Genomic DNA, 17,379 nt, shown 5'->3' with positions numbered 1-17,379 from the left:
CAGAACTACGTCTATACCGGTACCTAATTTGCGCGTATGACACCGCCAATCAGCACGACTTCGAGGAAGCCATGACCGACTTCAAGAAAATCCTGATCGCCAACCGCGGCGAGATCGCCATCCGCGTCATGCGGGCAGCCAACGAGATGGGCAAGAAGACGGTCGCCGTCTATGCCGAAGAGGACAAGCTGGGGCTGCACCGTTTCAAGGCTGACGAAGCCTATCGGATCGGTGAGGGCCTGGGGCCGGTTGCGGCCTATCTGTCGATCGATGAAATCATCCGTGTCGCCAAGGAAAGCGGCGCCGATGCGATCCACCCCGGTTACGGCCTGCTGTCCGAGAACCCGGATTTCGTGGACGCCTGCGCCCGCAACGGCATCACCTTTATCGGCCCCAAGGCAGAGACCATGCGCGCGCTTGGCGACAAGGCCTCGGCCCGCAAGGTGGCGATTGCAGCCGACGTGCCGGTCATTCCGGCGACCGAGGTGCTGGGCAACGACATGGACGCGATCCGCGAGGAAGCGGCAGAGATCGGCTATCCCCTGATGCTGAAGGCGTCCTGGGGCGGCGGCGGTCGCGGCATGCGCCCGATCCACGGCCCGGACGAGCTGGAAGAAAAAGTGCTGGAAGGCCGCCGCGAAGCGGAAGCTGCCTTTGGCAATGGCGAGGGTTATCTGGAAAAGATGATCACCCGCGCCCGCCACGTCGAGGTTCAGATCCTGGGCGACAAGCACGGCGAGATCTATCACCTGTATGAACGCGACTGTTCGGTTCAGCGCCGCAACCAGAAAGTGGTTGAACGCGCCCCTGCCCCCTACCTGAGCGAAGAGCAGCGCGCCGAGCTGTGCGACCTGGGCCGCAAGATCTGTCAGCATGTGAACTATGAATGCGCAGGCACCGTCGAATTCCTGATGGATATGAACGACGGCAAGTTCTACTTCATCGAAGTGAACCCGCGGGTGCAGGTGGAACACACCGTGACCGAAGAGGTCACCGGCATCGACATCGTTCAGGCCCAGATCCTGATCGCCGAGGGCAAGACCATTGCCGAAGCCACCGGCAAGGCGTCGCAGGATGAGATCCGGCTCAATGGTCACGCATTGCAGACCCGCGTGACAACCGAGGATCCGCTGAACAACTTTATCCCGGACTACGGCCGCATCACGGCCTATCGTTCGGCAACCGGCATGGGCATCCGTCTGGATGGCGGCACCGCCTATGCGGGCGGCGTCATCACCCGCTATTATGACTCGCTCCTGACCAAGGTGACGGCCTGGGCCCAGACCCCGGAAAAGGCGATTGCCCGCATGGACCGCGCCCTGCGTGAATTCCGTGTGCGCGGTGTCAGCACCAACATCGCCTTTGTTGAAAACCTGCTGAAGCACCCGACCTTCCTGTCGAATGAATACACCACCAAATTCATCGACGAGACCCCGGACCTGTTCCAGTTTGCCAAGCGCAAGGACCGCGGCACCAAGGTGCTGACCTATATCGCGGATATCACCGTGAACGGGCACCCCGAAACCGAAGGCCGCGCCAAACCGGCGGCGGACCTGAAAGAGCCGCGCGCGCCCAAGGTCGAGCCCGGCAACATGCCCTACGGCACCCGCAACCTGCTGGAACAAAAGGGCGCACAGGCTGTTGCCGATTGGATGAAGGCACAGCGCCAGCTGCTCTTGACCGATACCACCATGCGTGACGGCCACCAGTCCCTGCTGGCGACCCGGATGCGGTCGATCGACATGATCAAGGTGGCGCCTGCCTATGCGCAGCATCTGAACCAGCTGTTCTCGGTCGAGTGCTGGGGCGGTGCGACCTTTGACGTGGCCTATCGCTTCTTGCAGGAATGCCCCTGGCAGCGTCTGCGCGACCTGCGCGAAGCAATGCCGAACCTGATGACACAGATGCTGCTGCGCGCATCAAACGGCGTGGGCTACACCAACTACCCCGACAATGTGGTGCAGGAATTTGTCCGCCAGGCGGCAGAGACCGGCGTTGACGTGTTCCGCGTGTTCGACAGCCTCAACTGGGTTGAAAACATGCGCGTCGCAATGGATGCGGTTGTTGACAGCGGCAAGATCTGTGAAGGCACAATCTGCTATACCGGCGACATTCTGGATCCGAACCGGTCCAAATACGACCTGAAGTATTATGTCGGGATGGCCAAGGAGCTGGAAGCCGCAGGCGCGCATATCCTGGGCCTGAAGGACATGGCAGGTCTGCTGAAACCGGCGGCTGCGCGCCAGCTGGTCAAGGCGCTGAAGGAAGAGGTCGGCCTGCCGGTCCATTTCCACACCCATGACACCTCTGGCGTGGCAGGTGCCACCATTCTTGCTGCCGCTGATGCGGGCGTGGATGCGGTGGATGCAGCGATGGACGCCTTTTCTGGCGGCACCTCGCAGCCCTGCCTTGGCTCTATCGTCGAAGCCCTGCGCAACACCGACCGTGACACCGGCATCGACATCTCGAAGGTGCGCGAAATCTCCGGCTATTGGGAGCAGGTGCGCGGACAGTATGTGGCCTTTGAAAGCGGGCTGCAGGCACCGGCCTCCGAGGTTTACCTGCACGAGATGCCCGGCGGCCAGTTCACCAACCTCAAGGCGCAGGCGCGTTCGCTGGGGCTGGAAGAAAAATGGGCCGACGTGGCGCAGACCTATGCTGATGTGAACCAGATGTTTGGCGACATCGTGAAGGTGACCCCCTCCTCCAAAGTGGTGGGCGACATGGCGCTGATGATGGTCAGCCAGGGCCTGAGCCGCGCCGAGGTCGAAGACCCCAAGACCGATGTGGCCTTCCCCGACTCTGTCGTGGACATGATGCGCGGCAACCTGGGTCAGCCCCCGGGTGGTTTCCCCGAAGGCATCGTCTCCAAGGTGCTGAAGGGCGATGCCCCCAACACCGCCCGCCCCGGCGCCCATCTGGAGCCCGTCGATCTGGAAGCCGTGCGCGCCGATCTCTCCAAGGAGCTTGAGGGCTTCAAGGTCGATAACGAGGATCTCAACGGCTATCTGATGTATCCCAAGGTGTTCCTGGACTACATGGGCCGCCACCGGACCTATGGCCCTGTGCGCACCCTGCCCACCCGCACCTTCTTTTACGGGATGGAGCCGGGCGAGCAGATCTCTGCCGAGATCGATCCGGGCAAGACGCTGGAAATCCGCCTGCAGGCCATCGGTGAAACCGATGACAAGGGTGAGGTCAAAGTCTTCTTTGAACTGAACGGCCAGCCCCGGGTCATCCGCGTGCCGAACCGTCTGGTCAAGGCCACGACACAGGCCAACCCGAAGGCCGAACAGGGCAACCCCAACCACGTTGGGGCACCGATGCCCGGCGTTGTTGCCTCGGTCGCGGTACAGGTGGGCCAGCAGGTGCATGAAGGCGACATGCTCTTGACCATCGAAGCGATGAAGATGGAGACCGGCATCCACGCAGAGCGCGACGCGGTGGTTAAGGCCGTGCATGTTCAGGCTGGTGGTCAGATCGACGCCAAGGACCTGCTGGTCGAGCTGGAATAACCAGCCATAGCATTGCGCCCTGCGGCCGACACAGGTTGCAGGGCTTCATACTGGTTGCAAGGCCCAGAGGGCGCCCCCAGCGGGGCGCCTTTTTCATTGGCGGTACGCGGTCCTTACAATAGCGCGGTCTTGTCCTCGCGGCAGGACCAGAACCACAGACCGCTGAGAGAGGCCTTGTCCTCTGCAGACAGCGGATCAGCCCCCACAGCCATGCCCTGACCTGCAAGCGCCAGAACAATGGCGCCCATCAGGCAGCTCATGCGCAGAAACTCCAGCCGACGATCCAGGATCCGGCCCATCCGTGCGCGTAGCGGTTCGCTCAACAACGTCATCTTGGGCTCCCTTTCATGTTTGGGTCTTTCCTGCCCGTTTTGGGACCATTGCGCGCCCTGCGCCCATCCGGCCCCGTCCCTATCATACCCGTGATACGCCGCCTGCGGGGCCTTCCGTCGCTCAAATCGCCGTGATGGCATTTTTTTGCCGCCAGCTTTGCGTTTTTCACTTGCAGCCCTCGCCCCAAGCGCCTAAACCCCGCCTCACCAAATGGCAGCGCGGGCGTAGCTCAGGGGTAGAGCATAACCTTGCCAAGGTTAGGGTCGGGCGTTCGAATCGCCTCGCCCGCTCCATTTGGATCAAAAAGCCGCTCGACGCCGCTGCGTCAGCGGCTTTTTTGTTTGTGGATAACCCCCATGCAGCCGCTTGCGCGGAATCGTTTCAGCCCCTAGAACAGAGCAGGAACGGCCAGCATGGCGCAGACAGACGGGTGACAGGGCAAAATGTTAACTTCGGTAGAACTCTGCGCGGGGGCAGGTGGTCAGGCACTGGGGCTGGAAAAAGCCGGTTTCGAACACACCGCACTGGTAGAGATCGACAAACATTGCTGCGCCACCCTGCGCCACAACCGCCCCAAGTGGAACGTGCTGGAAGAGGACGTGCGCAAGTTCAAAGACGTTGCCGACAGCTATCACGGGATTGATCTTTTGGCCGGCGGCCTGCCCTGCCCGCCCTTTTCCGTCGCAGGCAAGCAGCTTGGCGAAAAGGACGAGCGCAATCTGTTTGATGACGCCATTGAAATCGTCGCTGCCACCCGTCCGCGGGCTGTGATGATCGAAAACGTCCGCGGCTTTCTGGACGCGGTGTTTCATGACTACCGCGAAAAGCTGAAGAAACAGCTGGCCAAACTGGGTTATGAAACCGACTGGCGGTTGCTGAACGCCTCAGACTACGGTGTCCCGCAGCTGCGCCCGCGCGTGGCAATCGTGGCCCTGCGCAAAGAATTCTCCGGTCAGTTTGCCTGGCCCGACCCGCTGCCGCACAACCCGCCCACGGTTGGCGAAACGCTGCTGGATCTGATGCAGGAACGGGGCTGGCGCGGGGCAGAGGCCTGGGCGGCCAAGGCCGATGAAATCGCCCCCACCATCGTGGGTGGATCCAAGAAACATGGCGGTCCGGATCTGGGGCCAACACGGGCGCGACGCGCCTGGGCGGCACTTGGCGTCGAAGGGCGCACCATCGCGCCCGAGGCGCCCGATCCGTTTCATAACGACATGCCCCGGCTGACCGTGCGCATGGTTGCCCGCATCCAGGGGTTTCCTGACAGCTGGCATTTCACCGGCGCCAAGACCAACGCCTATCGCCAGGTCGGCAACGCCTTTCCACCCCCGGTGGCAGAGGCGGTGGCCCGCCAGATCCGACAGGCCATCGCGCGCCCCAGCCTGCAGGTGGTCTCAGCCAACGGCACCGCGGGCTGAGATGGCGGCGGCCCGGCCCTGTCTCTCCAGCGGTCCCACCCTGCCCTGCCGTTTTGCGGTTCGTGCTGTGCCCGGTCTGGCGGGTTTGAACCCGGTTGTCGGCCTTGAACGACCGCGCCCGTCATCTTTCCATAAATACTCAAATCCAAGGCTTCAGCCCGCGCAGGCCCTGCCATGAAACAAAAACTACCGGACAGCCTGGTCGATTTCGATCACCCCGATTTTGGCACGCTCTTCCAGCTGGAGTGCGAAATCACAGAGCGCGCAGGCGGGACGCTTGCGCTGGAATATGACGTGCCGCATATGCTGCGCGACTGCATTGATGATGTGATCATGACCGCAAAAACCGGGCGGCGGTCGTATGAAGAGCTGGAAAAGACCGAAAAGACCTATATCGGCACCCGGGTCGAAATCGAGCTGCGCGCGCTGCTGCGATTGCGCAAGGGGCGTTTGGACACGGTGATCCTGGGCCATGACGTCGATATCAAACACACGATGGGCAGCAACTGGATGATCCCGACCGAGGCGGTCGATCAGCCCTGCATTCTGGTTGCCGCAGATGAACCGCGCGCGCGGTGTTATCTGGGCCTGATCGTTGCGCGCCCCGACTACCTGACCCAAGGCCAGAACAAGGACGCCAAGCGTTCGATTTCGGCAGAGGGGTTTCGCCATATTCTCTGGCTTTTGAAGGATCACCCCTATCCCGCGAACTTCTGGCGCACGGCACCGGAACAGGCCGTGGCGCGGATTTTTGAAGGCGAGAGCGGCAATGCACGGATTGCCGCCCTGTTTCGCGAATTGCAGCGCCAGCCGATCCCCCGCGATGTGGTCGAAGCGGTGGCCCATCAAAAGGATTTCATGCGCCGCATCCGCTCGGACGGGGGGCATGGCACGCGCGACATTCTCGCCAAGGAGGGGCTGTTGATTCTGGAGGGGCGCAAGGACGCGCAGTTGATCCGAGCGCTGAACCTGCCCCATTGCAGCGCGTCAGAGTTCATTTCGGCCCGACCGGCCAACGCGAGCGAGGCGAAACTGGCCCAAAGTGCCGGTCATCCGCTGGATCCGACTTTTTTCAGCGAAGAGTGAAATTCCTGCGTTTTTCCTCTTGCAGGGGTCAGCGCAATTTCCTAAATACCGCCTCACCAAATGGCAGCGCGGGCGTAGCTCAGGGGTAGAGCATAACCTTGCCAAGGTTAGGGTCGGGCGTTCGAATCGCCTCGCCCGCTCCATTTGGATCGCGAAAGGGCCGCTCTTCGGAGCGGCCTTTTTCGTTTGCCCCGGCTTCACTTTCAACAGCAGATGCCCCCGCGCCTTGCCGCGCTCACACCGTGTGGGCTGGCGGCAGTCTCGTGGCCGGTGGCGTGATCTGGCCTGCCTCTGGCGCGCAATCCCTGCGACTGCAGACCCGCGACTATCGCAGGGCTGTCTCAGGGGTATTTTAGCGGGGCAGCAAGATCCGGTTTCCAGCAAGACCTTAGAACCGTTCAGAAAATTTCTTCACCAATCTGTCATTTTCCGCTTGCAGGGGTCAGCGCAATTTCCTAAATACCACCTCACCAAATGGCAGCGCGGGCGTAGCTCAGGGGTAGAGCATAACCTTGCCAAGGTTAGGGTCGGGCGTTCGAATCGCCTCGCCCGCTCCATTTGGATCGCGAAAAGGCCGCTCTTCGGAGCGGCTTTTTTCGTTTCCGGGCCATTCATGGGCCTGCGCAGAAATGGCGCGCGGATTTGATCAAATTCCTTTGACGCGACTCTCAAAACCCGCCAATGCTGTGGCCAAGGGGATGGCAGAGACAGGCTGTCCCGGCACACCCGCGCCATCCATGTGGCGCCCAGCACAGGAGGACACGCGCCATGGCACCGGTCATCTATCCCACCACCAATTTCACCGCGACCGAACAGCTTTGCCTTGAGCGGGGCGAAGGCATCTATGTGTTCGACAGTGACGGCAACAAATACATCGAAGGGCTGGCTGGCCTGTGGTGCACCTCGCTGGGCTACAGCAACACCGAGGTGATGGATGCGATCACCGAACAGCTGCACAAGCTGCCGTTTTCACACACCTTTGGCGGCAAAACCCACAAGCCGATCATGGAGCTGGCCGAGAAACTCAAGGCGATGGTGCCGGTGGAGGATGCCTATATCTTCTTTGGCAACTCCGGCTCGGACGCCAACGACACGCACTACAAGATGCTGCGCTATTACTTCAACGCCATCGGCAAGCCGGAAAAGCGCAAGATCATCACCCGCGAGCGCGGCTATCACGGGGTGACGGTTGCTGCCGGTTCGCTGACCTCGCTGCCCGCGAACCTCGCCCATTTTGATGCCCCGCTGGAGGCGCTGTCGATTCTGCGGGCGGATTCGCCCCATTATTACACCGCGCGGCAGGGCAATGAGACAGAGGCCCAGTTCGTCGAACGGATCCTGAAGAACCTTGAAGATCAGATCCTCGCCGAAGACCCCGACACGATTGCCGCGATGATCGTGGAGCCGATCACCGGTGCGTCGGGCGTGATCGTGCCGCCCGAAGGCTATTATGAAGGGCTGCAGGCGCTGTTGCGCAAATATGGCATTCTGGTCTGGGCCGATGAGGTGATCTGCGGCTTTGGGCGCACGGGGGCTGATTTCGGCTGCACCACCATGGGCATCAAGCCGGATCTGATGACCTTTGCCAAGCAGCTGTCCTCGGCCTATTTCCCGATCTCGGCTTCGGTCATTCCCGGCTGGATGTATGAGGCGATGATCAACCAGACCAATGAGGTCGGCGTGTTTGGTCACGGCTATACCTATTCGGGCCACCCAGCCGCCTGTGCCGCCGCGCTGAAGACGCTGGAAATCTATGAGCGCGACAACCTGTTTGAGCACGCAGCCGACGTCGGCGCCTATCTGCAGGCGCAGCTGCGCGAGATCTTCACCGATCACCCGCTGGTGGGCGAGGTGCGCGGCAAGGGCCTGATTGCGGCGCTGGAGCTGGTGTCGAACAAGACCACGGGCGCGAGTTTCGACAAGGGCGCTGCCGGGGCAACCGCGCAGAAGCTGTGCCAGGACAACGGCCTGATCCTGCGGGCGGTTGCGGGCAATGCCGTGGCGCTGTGCCCGCCGCTGATCATCACCAAGGCCGAAGTGGACGAAATGCTGACACGCCTCAAGACCGCAATTGATGCGAGCTATGACGCGCTGTCGGATCAGGGGTTGATCGCCAGCTGATCCCGGCCCGATGCGGTGCCCAGAGCGGCCCCCGATGCGACTATGGACAAACAGCAAAGGCGGCCCTCGCGGGCTGCCTTTTTTGTTGCGGGGAAGGCTGCGATCGGTAGCTGACTGAAATTTGAGCCGTTCACTGCCGTCTGGGCGAAAAAGAGCGCAGCGCGGTGGTTCTGTCGCTCGGAGCAGTTTTTTCCCCGTGAACGGCGCGCGACGAGGTGTCAGCGTCGGGGGGCTCTCGCAGGCATTTCAGGACCTAGCGATTTTAGTATTCCCGTAAGGGACCGGGGGCCGGGGCGGCGGCAGGCCTGTAGGCACGCCGTCGCCTTGTTGTTTGCGCGATGTTTGCAGACCGGGCGGCGGCGCAGCTGGCCTGTGATCGTAAAACCGCGCTGACCTGACGCCTGCCACACGGGCGGATCTGATCGCTCAGAACACCTTGAACGTCATGGTCGTGAGCGAGCGTTCGATCCCTTCGATGTCCAGAAGCTGATCGTTGATGTATTTGCCCACGTCCTCATTGCTGGGGATGTAGAGTTTCATCAGCAGGTCGAAATCACCGCTGGTGGAGTAAAGCTCGGAGTGGATTTCGCGCAGCGCGATTTCTTCGGCAACCTTGTAGGTGGTGCCGGGTTTGCAGCGGATCTGGATAAAGACGCAGGTGGACATGGTGCCCCTCAACTGTTTGGGAATGCGGTATTTGGGCGCCAAGCTGACACGCGCGCGCGGCAGAGGCAATCCCTGCCGGCCGTCCTGCCCTGGCCTGCCCCGGCCCATCGCACAGCCTGTCGCTGCCTGTCGCGAACCGCTGAGCTGCACCCATTGCGGGCACGGGGCGCAACAGTTTTGTGCCAATTGACGCGTCAGGCTTGAGCGTCCCCCCGCCCTGCCCCTATAAGCAGCGCAGGATATCAAGGACATGCCGACCATGCGCACCGCTCAGATCACCCGCAAGACCGCCGAAACCGAGATCACTGTCGAGGTCAACCTCGATGGCACCGGCGCCTATGACAACCAGACCGGGGTCGGCTTTTTCGACCATATGCTGGACCAGCTGTCGCGCCATTCGCTGATCGATATGACCATCCGCGCCAAGGGGGATTATCACATCGATGATCACCACACGGTCGAGGACACCGGCATCGCGCTGGGGCAGGCTTTGGTGGCAGCACTTGGCGACAAGAAGGGCATCAACCGCTATGGCGAATGCCATCTGCCGATGGATGATGCGCAGGTGCGCTGTGCGCTCGATCTGTCGGCGCGCCCGTTCCTGATCTGGAATGTCGATCTGCCGACCCAGAAAATCGGCACCTTCGACACCGAGCTGGTGCGCGAGTTCTTTCAGGCGCTGAGCACCCATGGCGGCATCACCCTGCACATCGATCAGCTGCATGGGTTCAACAGCCACCACATTGCCGAAGCGGCATTCAAGGCTGTGGCCCGCGCCCTGCGCACTGCCGTGGAGACCGATCCGCGCAAGGCGGATGCGATCCCTTCCACCAAGGGTGCGCTCTGACATGCTGACCGCGATTATTGACTACGAATCCGGCAACCTCCACTCGGCCGAAAAAGCCTTTCAGCGCATGGCGCGGGAGGTTGATGGCGGCGAGGTCGTGGTGACCTCGGATGCTGAGGTTGTGGCGCGGGCCGACCGGCTGGTGCTGCCCGGCGATGGCGCCTTTCCCGCCTGCGCAGAAGAGCTGCGCGGCCATCGCGGCATCTATGAGGCGATGGTGGAAGCGGTCGAACAGAACGGCCGGCCGTTTCTGGGGATCTGCGTTGGCATGCAGCTGATGGCCACCACCGGCCATGAATACCGCGACACAGCGGGGCTTGGCTGGGTGCAGGGCGATGTGGTCAAGATCACCCCCAGCGACAGCAGCCTGAAAGTGCCGCATATGGGATGGAACGATCTGGTGATCGACCATGACCACGCCATTTTTGACGGCATCACATCCGGCGATCACTGCTATTTCGTCCACTCCTACCATTTCCGCGTGAAAGACCCCGCCGAGCGGCTGGCGCATGTGGATTACGGTGGCGATGTTACCGGCGTGATCGGGCGAGACACGATGGTGGGCATGCAGTTCCACCCGGAAAAAAGCCAGGACATTGGCCTGCGGATGATCGGCAACTTTCTGACCTGGGCCCCGTAGGCTGAGGGGCGCGACATCACCACATGTCGAAAGCCACCTGCTGCGCAGGTGGCTTTTGTTTTGAGTATTTATGGAAAGATGACAGACGCGGTGGCGATCAGGCAGCAGCCATGCGCAGCGACAAGGGCGCCACGCCATAGGCCTTGCGGAACGCGCGGGTGAAACCTTCGGGGCTGGCATAGGCATAGCGGCGCGCCACCGCCTCGACCCGGTCGCCCCGGCTGAGGTCCTGATGAGCCAGGATCAACCGCCAGCGGCGCAGATAGCCCATCGGTGTCTCGCCAACCGCCGCGGCAAAGAGTTCGGAAAACCGCGACAGGGACAGGCCCGCGATCTCTGCCAGATCGGCATTGCTCCACAGGCGTCCGGGGTGGTCATGCATCGCCACCACCGCGCGGCTGAGCCGGGGATCGGCGAGCCCAGCAAGAAGCCCGGGCTCTGTCGCGCCACGCCGGATCTGGTTGCGCAGAAGCTGCACCATCAAGACCTCTCCCAACCGGTTGATGACCGATTGGGCGCCGCAATGCTGCCCCTCTGCCTCGTCCTTCATCAACTGAACCAGGCCGTGGGCCTCGCGATTGGTGGCGATGTCATATTCCACCACCTCCGGCAGGGCCGCCAGAAATGGATTGCTTTGCCCTGACCATTCCACACGCGCAGCCCACATGACGATTTGACCCGTCACATCGGGCATCACGTCGCGGGTGCAGTAGAGAATACGCTGAGGCGTGCCATCGGCCGTGGCCAGCGCGATCAAGTTCGCCTCTGCCATGTTGGCGGCACGCACGGCAAGCTGGAAGCGATCCATCAAAGTTGTCAGGCGGTCCATGGTTTCGGTGTTTCCGTCAGGTTTTTCGGATTTATAAGACCGTAAATTGGTCCATCCTTGTTGGCAAGACGATGTTCATTTTTTGCACAAAGGACCACACCCATGTTGTTGCCCCGCCAGAAGACCCCGAACCTGACCCTGCCGACGCTTGATCACGGGGCGTTTGATCTGTCCAAGGAAGAGGCGCAGCGCGGCACCGTGATCTGTTTCTACCGCGGCCTGCACTGCCCGATCTGCGCCAACTACCTCAAGGAGCTGGAAAAGCGAGTTGAGGATTTTGCCAGCCGTGGCGTGAACTGTATCGCTGTCAGCTCGGACGGCGAAGAGCGCACCCGCGCGATGGCCGACAAGATCGAAGCCAAGAACCTGCGGTTTGCCTATGATCTGCCGCTGTCGGTGGCGCGTGACTGGGGGCTTTATATCTCGACCTCGCGGGGCAAGACCTCGATCGGGATCGAAGAGCCTGCGCTGTTCTCTGAGCCGGGCCTGTTCATGGTGACACCGGAACAGACGCTGTATTATGGCTCGGTGCAGACCATGCCGTTTGTGCGCCCGCATTTCTCGGAGCTGCTGTCGGCGCTGGATTTCGCGATTGCCAACGACTACCCCGCGCGCGGCGAATACACCGGCGACGTCTGATCCCCACGCCCTCTCTGAACGCGAGGGGCAGTTATCCACATCGAGAGGCCCGGCTGGTTGCCGGGCCTTTTGTGTCAAATCCTGCGCAGAAATCCCCTGTATCTGTGGCCCATCGGCCACCGCTGTCGCAACGGCGCGCGCAAGAGTGATGGACAGTTCATCCACAACTGGGCATACACGGCAAACCCAGACCCGAATACAGTCACTTACAGGTCACCAACCGGTGCAGATCCGTCTCGAAAAATTCGACTATCACGAAGGCCAGCACCGCTATTGCGTGCTGAACCTGAGCCAGACCCTGTTTGGGGAATGGTGCGTCGAACAGGTGAACGGGCCACTGGGGGCAGCAGGTGGTCAGGAACGTCGGCGGTACTTCCCCACCCAGCAAAGCGCTCTGGAGGCGGCGGAACAGGACAGAGAGCGCCATATCAAGCGCGGCTTTGTGCCGATTCCCGTACAGCTCGGCCTGTTCTGAGAACCGACTTCTGATCTGCCGACCCGGAGGCGGCGGCACTGAGCGGCCGGGCGCAGGCTAGACTTGTGATCTGGGGCCACACAGGATGGGGACATGAAAGATGGGGCCATGAAAAAGGGACGCAGATCACGAGACCTGCATCCCCAACAAATACCCCGGCCCGGACAAATGGCCCAGCAGGGCGGCGCGTCACGGTCAGAGCGTTACTGCACCCGCGTCCAGGTCTGTTTTGAGCAGATCAATCCACCCGCAACACAGCCCCGCAATGCCAGAGAGCTGCCCGCCAGATCCATCTTGCCGATATAGATCTTGTCATTGGATGGTCGCCACACCTTGCCCGCGTAAGAGCCATCGCCATTGGCAACCATATCAATCACAAGCGTCTTGCCGATATTGGGGGATTTGTATTCCCCCTCGGCGTTGAAGGTGCGGCTGATCTTGCCACAGACCGCAGCGCCGCAGGGCGCCATGGTGACATGCGCATAAGAGCCATCGTCCGGCTGTGTCTTCCAGGTGCCCAGAACCGGATCGGCCGAGGCGGCAGCTGCCAGTCCCAGTGCCACCGCACCGCCAAGCACAGCGCGCATGGCGAGGTCTTTCATGGCCAGTTTTTTCATCGTCATTCCTCCCTGTTTGTCGCAGTCTGGCCGCCAAGTGGCTTTTCAGGCAAGGTTGACCTCGGGTCGCGTTGCAATCCGCTACCGGCTTGTGCAAAACACCGCCAGCTTAGTTTTATGAAGGACCGGCCGGATGATCCTCTACCCCGCTATCGATCTCAAGGATGGGCAGGCTGTGCGCCTGCTGCACGGTGACATGGACAAGACCACCGTGTTCAACGACAACCCCGCCGCACAGGCGCTGGAGTTCGTTGCGGCGGGCTGCGAATGGCTGCATCTGGTTGACCTGAACGGCGCCTTTGCCGGTGAGCCGGTCAATGCGGCCCCGGTCGAGGAAATCCTGAAACAGACCAAGGTGCCAGCGCAGCTGGGCGGCGGCATTCGCGACATGGCGACGATCGAACGCTGGATCGACAAGGGGCTTGCGCGGGTCATTCTGGGCACTGTTGCGGTGGAAAACCCCGATCTGGTGCGCGACGCCGCGCGTGAATTCCCCGGCAAGGTTGCGGTTGGCATCGATGCGCGCAACGGCAAGGTGGCCACCAAGGGCTGGGCAGAGGAGACCGATGTGATGGTCACTGATCTCGCCAAGTCGTTCGAGGACGCGGGCGTTGCGGCCATCATCTACACCGACATCATGCGCGACGGCGCCATGAAAGGCCCCAATGTCGAGGCAACCGCCGATCTGGCGCGCGCCGTGTCGATCCCGGTCATTGCTTCGGGCGGCGTGTCCTCGCTGCAGGATCTGAAGGATCTGAAGGCCTGTGGCGCGCCCTTGAATGGCGCGATTTCGGGCCGTGCGCTTTATGATGGGGCCATTGATCTGAAAGAGGCTCTGGCGGTTCTGAAGGGCTGATTGCCCCTTCTTGCCCCGTTGTCCAGCCACTAATGGCGGGCCAGTGGGGGCTGCGACATCCTGCTCATGCGGCACCGCGTCCTGTTTCAGGGCGCGGTGTTTTTTGGTCTGGTTGCGGGTGATGGCCCCATGCTGAAAGGAACGCAGATGGCTGCTTCTCGGATCGCCAAGACCCCCTTGCCCAACGATGCCTTGATCTGGGCACAGGTGGCGCCCGGCGATTTTATCGACGGCTATGCGGTCGATAGTTCGCTCAGTCCGCGCAGAGCGATGGAGATCGGGCTGACCATGCCAGGCTGGGCCGCCGGGCTTTTGCGGTTGCGAAATCGGCTTGTGGCTCCGCTTGGGCTGAAGACCGAGGTCGCTGACATGGGTAGTGGGGCGCTGTTTCCGATCACCCATGACAGCGCAGACGAGCTGATCCTCGGTACCGACGACAGTCATCTCAACTTCCGCATCACCTTCCTGCGGCGGGACGGGCGGCTGCATATGGGGACATGGGTGCATCGCAACAACTGGCTGGGGCGGGTCTATCTGGCCGTGGTGATGCCCTTTCACGTGCTGATCGTCCGCGACAGTCTGCGCCGGATTGCCCGCCATCCGCAAAATGGCAGCGCGATTGCATCCCAACCGCCCGCACAGTAAAGAAAACCCAACGCGAGCGGCCAAGGGGCACATCATGCTGAAGACCCGTATCATCCCCTGTCTGGACGTGGCTGATGGCCGCGTGGTGAAGGGTGTCAATTTTGTCGGCCTGCGCGATGCAGGCGATCCGGTGGAATCGGCCAAGGCCTATGATGCGGCCGGCGCGGATGAGATCTGTTTTCTGGACATCCACGCCACCCATGAAAACCGCGGCACCATGTTCGATGTGGTGCGCCGCACTGCTGAACAGTGTTTTGTGCCGCTGACCGTGGGTGGAGGGGTGCGCACCCGCGAAGACGTGCGGGCGCTGTTGCTGGCGGGCGCTGACAAGGTGTCTTTCAACTCTGCCGCTGTCGCAAACCCTGATGTGATTGCAGAGGCCGCCGATCAGTTCGGCAGCCAGTGCATTGTCTGCGCCATTGATGCCAAGACTGTGGCCCCCGGCAAATGGGAGATTTTCACCCACGGCGGGCGACGCGAAACCGGCATTGATGCGGTTGAATTTGCCAAGCTGGTGGTCTCCAAGGGCGCGGGAGAAATCCTGCTCACCTCGATGGACCGCGATGGCACCAAGGCGGGTTTCAACCTGCCGCTGACCCGTGCAATTTCCGATGCTGTGGATGTGCCCGTGATCGCCTCTGGCGGTGTGGGCAACCTTGATCACCTGGTGGACGGGGTCAAGGAAGGTGGCGCCAGCGCTGTTCTGGCAGCGTCGATTTTCCACTTTGGCGAATACACCATTCAGGAAGCCAAGACCCACATGGCCACTGCCGGTATTCCCATGAGGTTGACATGAGCCTGCTGCACGATCTCGAAGCCACCATCCTGTCGCGCAAGGGCGCCGATCCGGACACCAGCTGGACTGCCAAGCTCTTGGCCAAGGGGCCGGAAAAATGCGCCGAAAAATTCGGTGAGGAAGCCATTGAGGCCATCATCGAAGCGGTGAAGGACAACAAAGCCGGCCTCGCCTCTGAAGGCGCGGATGTGCTTTATCATTTTCTGGTGATGCTGGCAGCGCGCGATGTGGCGCTGGATGATGTGCTGCAGGTTCTGGCGGAGCGTCAGGGCCTGAGCGGTATCGCCGAGAAGGCCAGCCGCCCCAAGGGCTGACACCCGGGCCGGGCGGCGGGTCAAGGGAGGCGCAACCTCCGCGCGCCAGCGCGGCTTGCCCTTGACGCGCACTCTGAAACACACTCGGCAAGGCCCTTGAGGGCACGCCTGCCCCTCAAGGGCTTCTCAGCATAAAATCAGCGCCGCGCAGCGGCGCCGGGCCCAACCGTGGAGGCCGTCTGGAAGGACGGCGGGAACGGGCGGGAGCGCCCTGCCCGGCCGCAGACGTCAGAGTTTCGAGGAAATGATCCCGGTGGCAAAGCCCCCCATGCGCAACTCGCCGAACAGGCGCTGGTATTCGATCTTGGGGCAGCGGTTCTGGATCACCGAAATGCCCTGAGCTTCGGCCTTGGCGGCGGCCTCGGCGTGCTCGACCCCAATCTGCATCCAGATCGCTTTCAGCCCATCACAGACCTCCAGTGCCTCATCGACAATGGCAGGCACAGCCTCGGAGCGACGGAAGATATCGACCATATGCACTGGCTCGCGAATATCGCTGAGGCTTGCGTGGATGGTCTGACCAAACAACATCTTGCCCGCATGGCCGGGATTGATCGGCAGCACACGATAGCCCTTGAGACCGAGATAGCGGGCAACAAAATAGCTGGGGCGCACCGGATTGGTGGAGACGCCCACAACGGCGATGGTTTTCACCTCTTCCAGCACGGTTTTGAGCTGCGCATCGCTGTAGTGCGGCATGGTGGTCCTCTTGATCTGTCAGAGAGCGCGCGTGGATCCGTGGCCCTTTCGCCGCAGCCTATCGGCTGCAAGGCGCAAGGCAAGCGGCTTTTGCCACCGAACGCGGCCGCCCCCTCCCCCGATGCTGGGTGGTGTCGGGATAGCTGCCCTGCCAATAAAAAAGCGCCCAGGTGAGGCCTGGGCGCAAGGTATGGAACGAGGGACAGTGAAAAAGATCTGCGAAGGTTCCAATTCGCGATCTGTTAATAATATGGGGCTTCACATTGAATTTGAAAGGGATCCTCTCAAATTCGTGACATTTCCCGTGAGAGGCCAGGGACATAGCGCCCTGCGCTGTTTCCTCAGTCCTTCAGGATTCGGGGCCAGTGGCCCTCTGCCTTGATCAACAGCTGGTCCTGTTCGGCCTGCCAACGGGCAAGCGCGCGGGGGTTGTTCAGCAAAAACAGCCGCCCATCCGAGATCACAAAAAGCCCCGGATCGCCGCGTTTTACGATGCCCTGAGAGAGCGCGTAGGCGCAGTAGCCGCCAAATTGCGGCGCATAGGCGTGGGGGTTGGCCTCAAACAGCGCGAGGTTCTGGGCGCTGGCAAACCGCCAGATCGCCCCACGCCACATAATCGCGTGGCTTTGCACCCCCGCGACCGGCCCGTCCGAGCTGAAAAAGGTCACGACGTCCTGCCCCTCGGCGGCCAGCCCTTCGTGGCTCGACACCAGTGCGGGGCCTGCGGACGCCATCGGTGCGGCCAACAGCACGCCAAGGGCAAGCGCCGCAGCTGCCGCCTTGGTCAGCAGAGGCCTCAGCGCCCTTGGGTCCAGATGTCGAAGAAATCTTGGTGTCATGAAACTGAGTGTGCCGCGCCCGGTCCTGCCTGCATAGATCGCTG

18 protein-coding genes and 3 tRNA genes are annotated in these 17,379 nt (G+C 61.7%); 15 read left to right on the top strand and 6 right to left on the bottom strand.

Features of this window, described 5'->3' with window-relative positions; translation table 11 throughout:
• Positions 1-71: 71 nt before the first annotated feature.
• Complete coding sequence (locus NIT7645_RS03470) at positions 72-3,515, top strand: pyruvate carboxylase (protein ID WP_008560780.1); 3,444 nt, start codon at positions 72-74, stop codon at positions 3,513-3,515.
• Positions 3,516-3,628: 113 nt separating this feature from the next.
• On the opposite strand, the gene NIT7645_RS03465 is transcribed toward NIT7645_RS03470, so the two are convergent.
• On the bottom strand, positions 3,629-3,847 hold the full coding sequence (locus tag NIT7645_RS03465) for a hypothetical protein (protein ID WP_008558953.1): 219 nt from the start codon (positions 3,845-3,847) through the stop codon (positions 3,629-3,631).
• Positions 3,848-4,066: 219 nt separating this feature from the next.
• Between NIT7645_RS03465 and NIT7645_RS03460 the strand changes: the two genes are divergently transcribed.
• From NIT7645_RS03460 to NIT7645_RS03435, 6 genes are all read left to right on the top strand, one after another.
• A tRNA-Gly gene (locus NIT7645_RS03460) sits at positions 4,067-4,141 on the top strand.
• A gap of 150 nt (positions 4,142-4,291) precedes the next feature.
• A complete protein-coding gene (locus tag NIT7645_RS03455; RefSeq protein ID WP_008559767.1) occupies positions 4,292-5,266 on the top strand; it encodes a DNA cytosine methyltransferase in 975 nt (324 codons plus the stop codon).
• Positions 5,267-5,440: 174 nt separating this feature from the next.
• Positions 5,441-6,352, top strand: a complete 912-nt coding sequence (locus NIT7645_RS03450) for a NaeI family type II restriction endonuclease (protein ID WP_008561408.1) — start codon at positions 5,441-5,443, stop codon at positions 6,350-6,352.
• Positions 6,353-6,420: 68 nt separating this feature from the next.
• Positions 6,421-6,495 (top strand) — tRNA-Gly (locus NIT7645_RS03445).
• 339 nt (positions 6,496-6,834) lie between these two features.
• Positions 6,835-6,909, top strand: a tRNA-Gly gene (locus NIT7645_RS03440).
• A 211-nt stretch (positions 6,910-7,120) separates the two neighbouring features.
• On the top strand, positions 7,121-8,473 hold the full coding sequence (locus NIT7645_RS03435; protein ID WP_008562106.1) for an aminotransferase: 1,353 nt from the start codon (positions 7,121-7,123) through the stop codon (positions 8,471-8,473).
• Positions 8,474-8,899: 426 nt separating this feature from the next.
• Here the strand turns inward: NIT7645_RS03435 and NIT7645_RS03430 are convergent, their stop codons facing one another.
• Positions 8,900-9,139, bottom strand: coding sequence for an Lrp/AsnC family transcriptional regulator (locus NIT7645_RS03430; protein WP_008562085.1), 240 nt, complete (start codon positions 9,137-9,139; stop codon positions 8,900-8,902).
• Between the two features lie 259 nt (positions 9,140-9,398).
• Here NIT7645_RS03430 and hisB point away from each other — a divergent pair, with 259 nt between their 5' ends.
• Together hisB and hisH are read left to right on the top strand one after the other, a co-directional pair.
• Positions 9,399-9,986 (top strand): imidazoleglycerol-phosphate dehydratase HisB, encoded by a 588-nt coding sequence (hisB, locus tag NIT7645_RS03425; protein WP_008559657.1) that lies wholly within the window; start codon positions 9,399-9,401, stop codon positions 9,984-9,986.
• A gap of 1 nt (position 9,987) precedes the next feature.
• Positions 9,988-10,626, top strand: a complete 639-nt coding sequence (gene hisH / locus NIT7645_RS03420) for an imidazole glycerol phosphate synthase subunit HisH (protein WP_050686184.1) — start codon at positions 9,988-9,990, stop codon at positions 10,624-10,626.
• 97 nt (positions 10,627-10,723) lie between these two features.
• Here the strand turns inward: hisH and NIT7645_RS03415 are convergent, their stop codons facing one another.
• Positions 10,724-11,455 (bottom strand): AraC family transcriptional regulator, encoded by a 732-nt coding sequence (locus NIT7645_RS03415; protein WP_008561566.1) that lies wholly within the window; start codon positions 11,453-11,455, stop codon positions 10,724-10,726.
• Between the two features lie 102 nt (positions 11,456-11,557).
• Between NIT7645_RS03415 and NIT7645_RS03410 the strand changes: the two genes are divergently transcribed.
• Both NIT7645_RS03410 and NIT7645_RS03405 read left to right on the top strand, forming a co-directional pair.
• Positions 11,558-12,094 (top strand): peroxiredoxin-like family protein, encoded by a 537-nt coding sequence (locus NIT7645_RS03410; RefSeq protein WP_008562371.1) that lies wholly within the window; start codon positions 11,558-11,560, stop codon positions 12,092-12,094.
• Positions 12,095-12,317: 223 nt separating this feature from the next.
• A complete protein-coding gene (locus NIT7645_RS03405; RefSeq protein WP_008559529.1) occupies positions 12,318-12,569 on the top strand; it encodes a WGR domain-containing protein in 252 nt (83 codons plus the stop codon).
• Between the two features lie 203 nt (positions 12,570-12,772).
• Here the strand turns inward: NIT7645_RS03405 and NIT7645_RS03400 are convergent, their stop codons facing one another.
• Positions 12,773-13,186, bottom strand: coding sequence for a DUF2147 domain-containing protein (locus NIT7645_RS03400; protein ID WP_008559528.1), 414 nt, complete (start codon positions 13,184-13,186; stop codon positions 12,773-12,775).
• A gap of 133 nt (positions 13,187-13,319) precedes the next feature.
• Here NIT7645_RS03400 and hisA point away from each other — a divergent pair, with 133 nt between their 5' ends.
• The 4 genes from hisA to NIT7645_RS03380 all read left to right on the top strand — a co-directional run bounded on the left by hisA (position 13,320) and on the right by NIT7645_RS03380 (position 15,797).
• A complete protein-coding gene (gene hisA / locus NIT7645_RS03395; protein ID WP_008559282.1) occupies positions 13,320-14,042 on the top strand; it encodes a 1-(5-phosphoribosyl)-5-[(5-phosphoribosylamino)methylideneamino]imidazole-4-carboxamide isomerase in 723 nt (240 codons plus the stop codon).
• 147 nt (positions 14,043-14,189) lie between these two features.
• Entirely contained in the window at positions 14,190-14,687 is a 498-nt protein-coding gene (locus NIT7645_RS03390; protein WP_037302898.1) for a DUF2867 domain-containing protein, read from the top strand.
• Between the two features lie 34 nt (positions 14,688-14,721).
• Positions 14,722-15,483, top strand: coding sequence for an imidazole glycerol phosphate synthase subunit HisF (gene hisF / locus NIT7645_RS03385; protein WP_008559799.1), 762 nt, complete (start codon positions 14,722-14,724; stop codon positions 15,481-15,483).
• A complete protein-coding gene (locus NIT7645_RS03380; protein ID WP_008560988.1) occupies positions 15,480-15,797 on the top strand; it encodes a phosphoribosyl-ATP diphosphatase in 318 nt (105 codons plus the stop codon). Before hisF ends, NIT7645_RS03380 begins: the two co-directional genes overlap by 4 nt.
• A gap of 228 nt (positions 15,798-16,025) precedes the next feature.
• Here the strand turns inward: NIT7645_RS03380 and NIT7645_RS03375 are convergent, their stop codons facing one another.
• Positions 16,026-16,496 (bottom strand): CoA-binding protein, encoded by a 471-nt coding sequence (locus NIT7645_RS03375; protein WP_008561552.1) that lies wholly within the window; start codon positions 16,494-16,496, stop codon positions 16,026-16,028.
• 341 nt (positions 16,497-16,837) lie between these two features.
• Positions 16,838-17,335 (bottom strand): YHS domain-containing (seleno)protein, encoded by a 498-nt coding sequence (locus NIT7645_RS03370; protein ID WP_008562914.1) that lies wholly within the window; start codon positions 17,333-17,335, stop codon positions 16,838-16,840.
• Between the last annotated feature and the right edge of the window lie 44 nt (positions 17,336-17,379).

It is taken from the genome of Phaeobacter italicus (genome assembly GCF_001258055.1).
Taxonomy (GTDB): Bacteria; Pseudomonadota; Alphaproteobacteria; order Rhodobacterales; family Rhodobacteraceae; genus Phaeobacter; species Phaeobacter italicus.
This window is presented reverse-complemented; position numbering and strand designations above follow the sequence as displayed.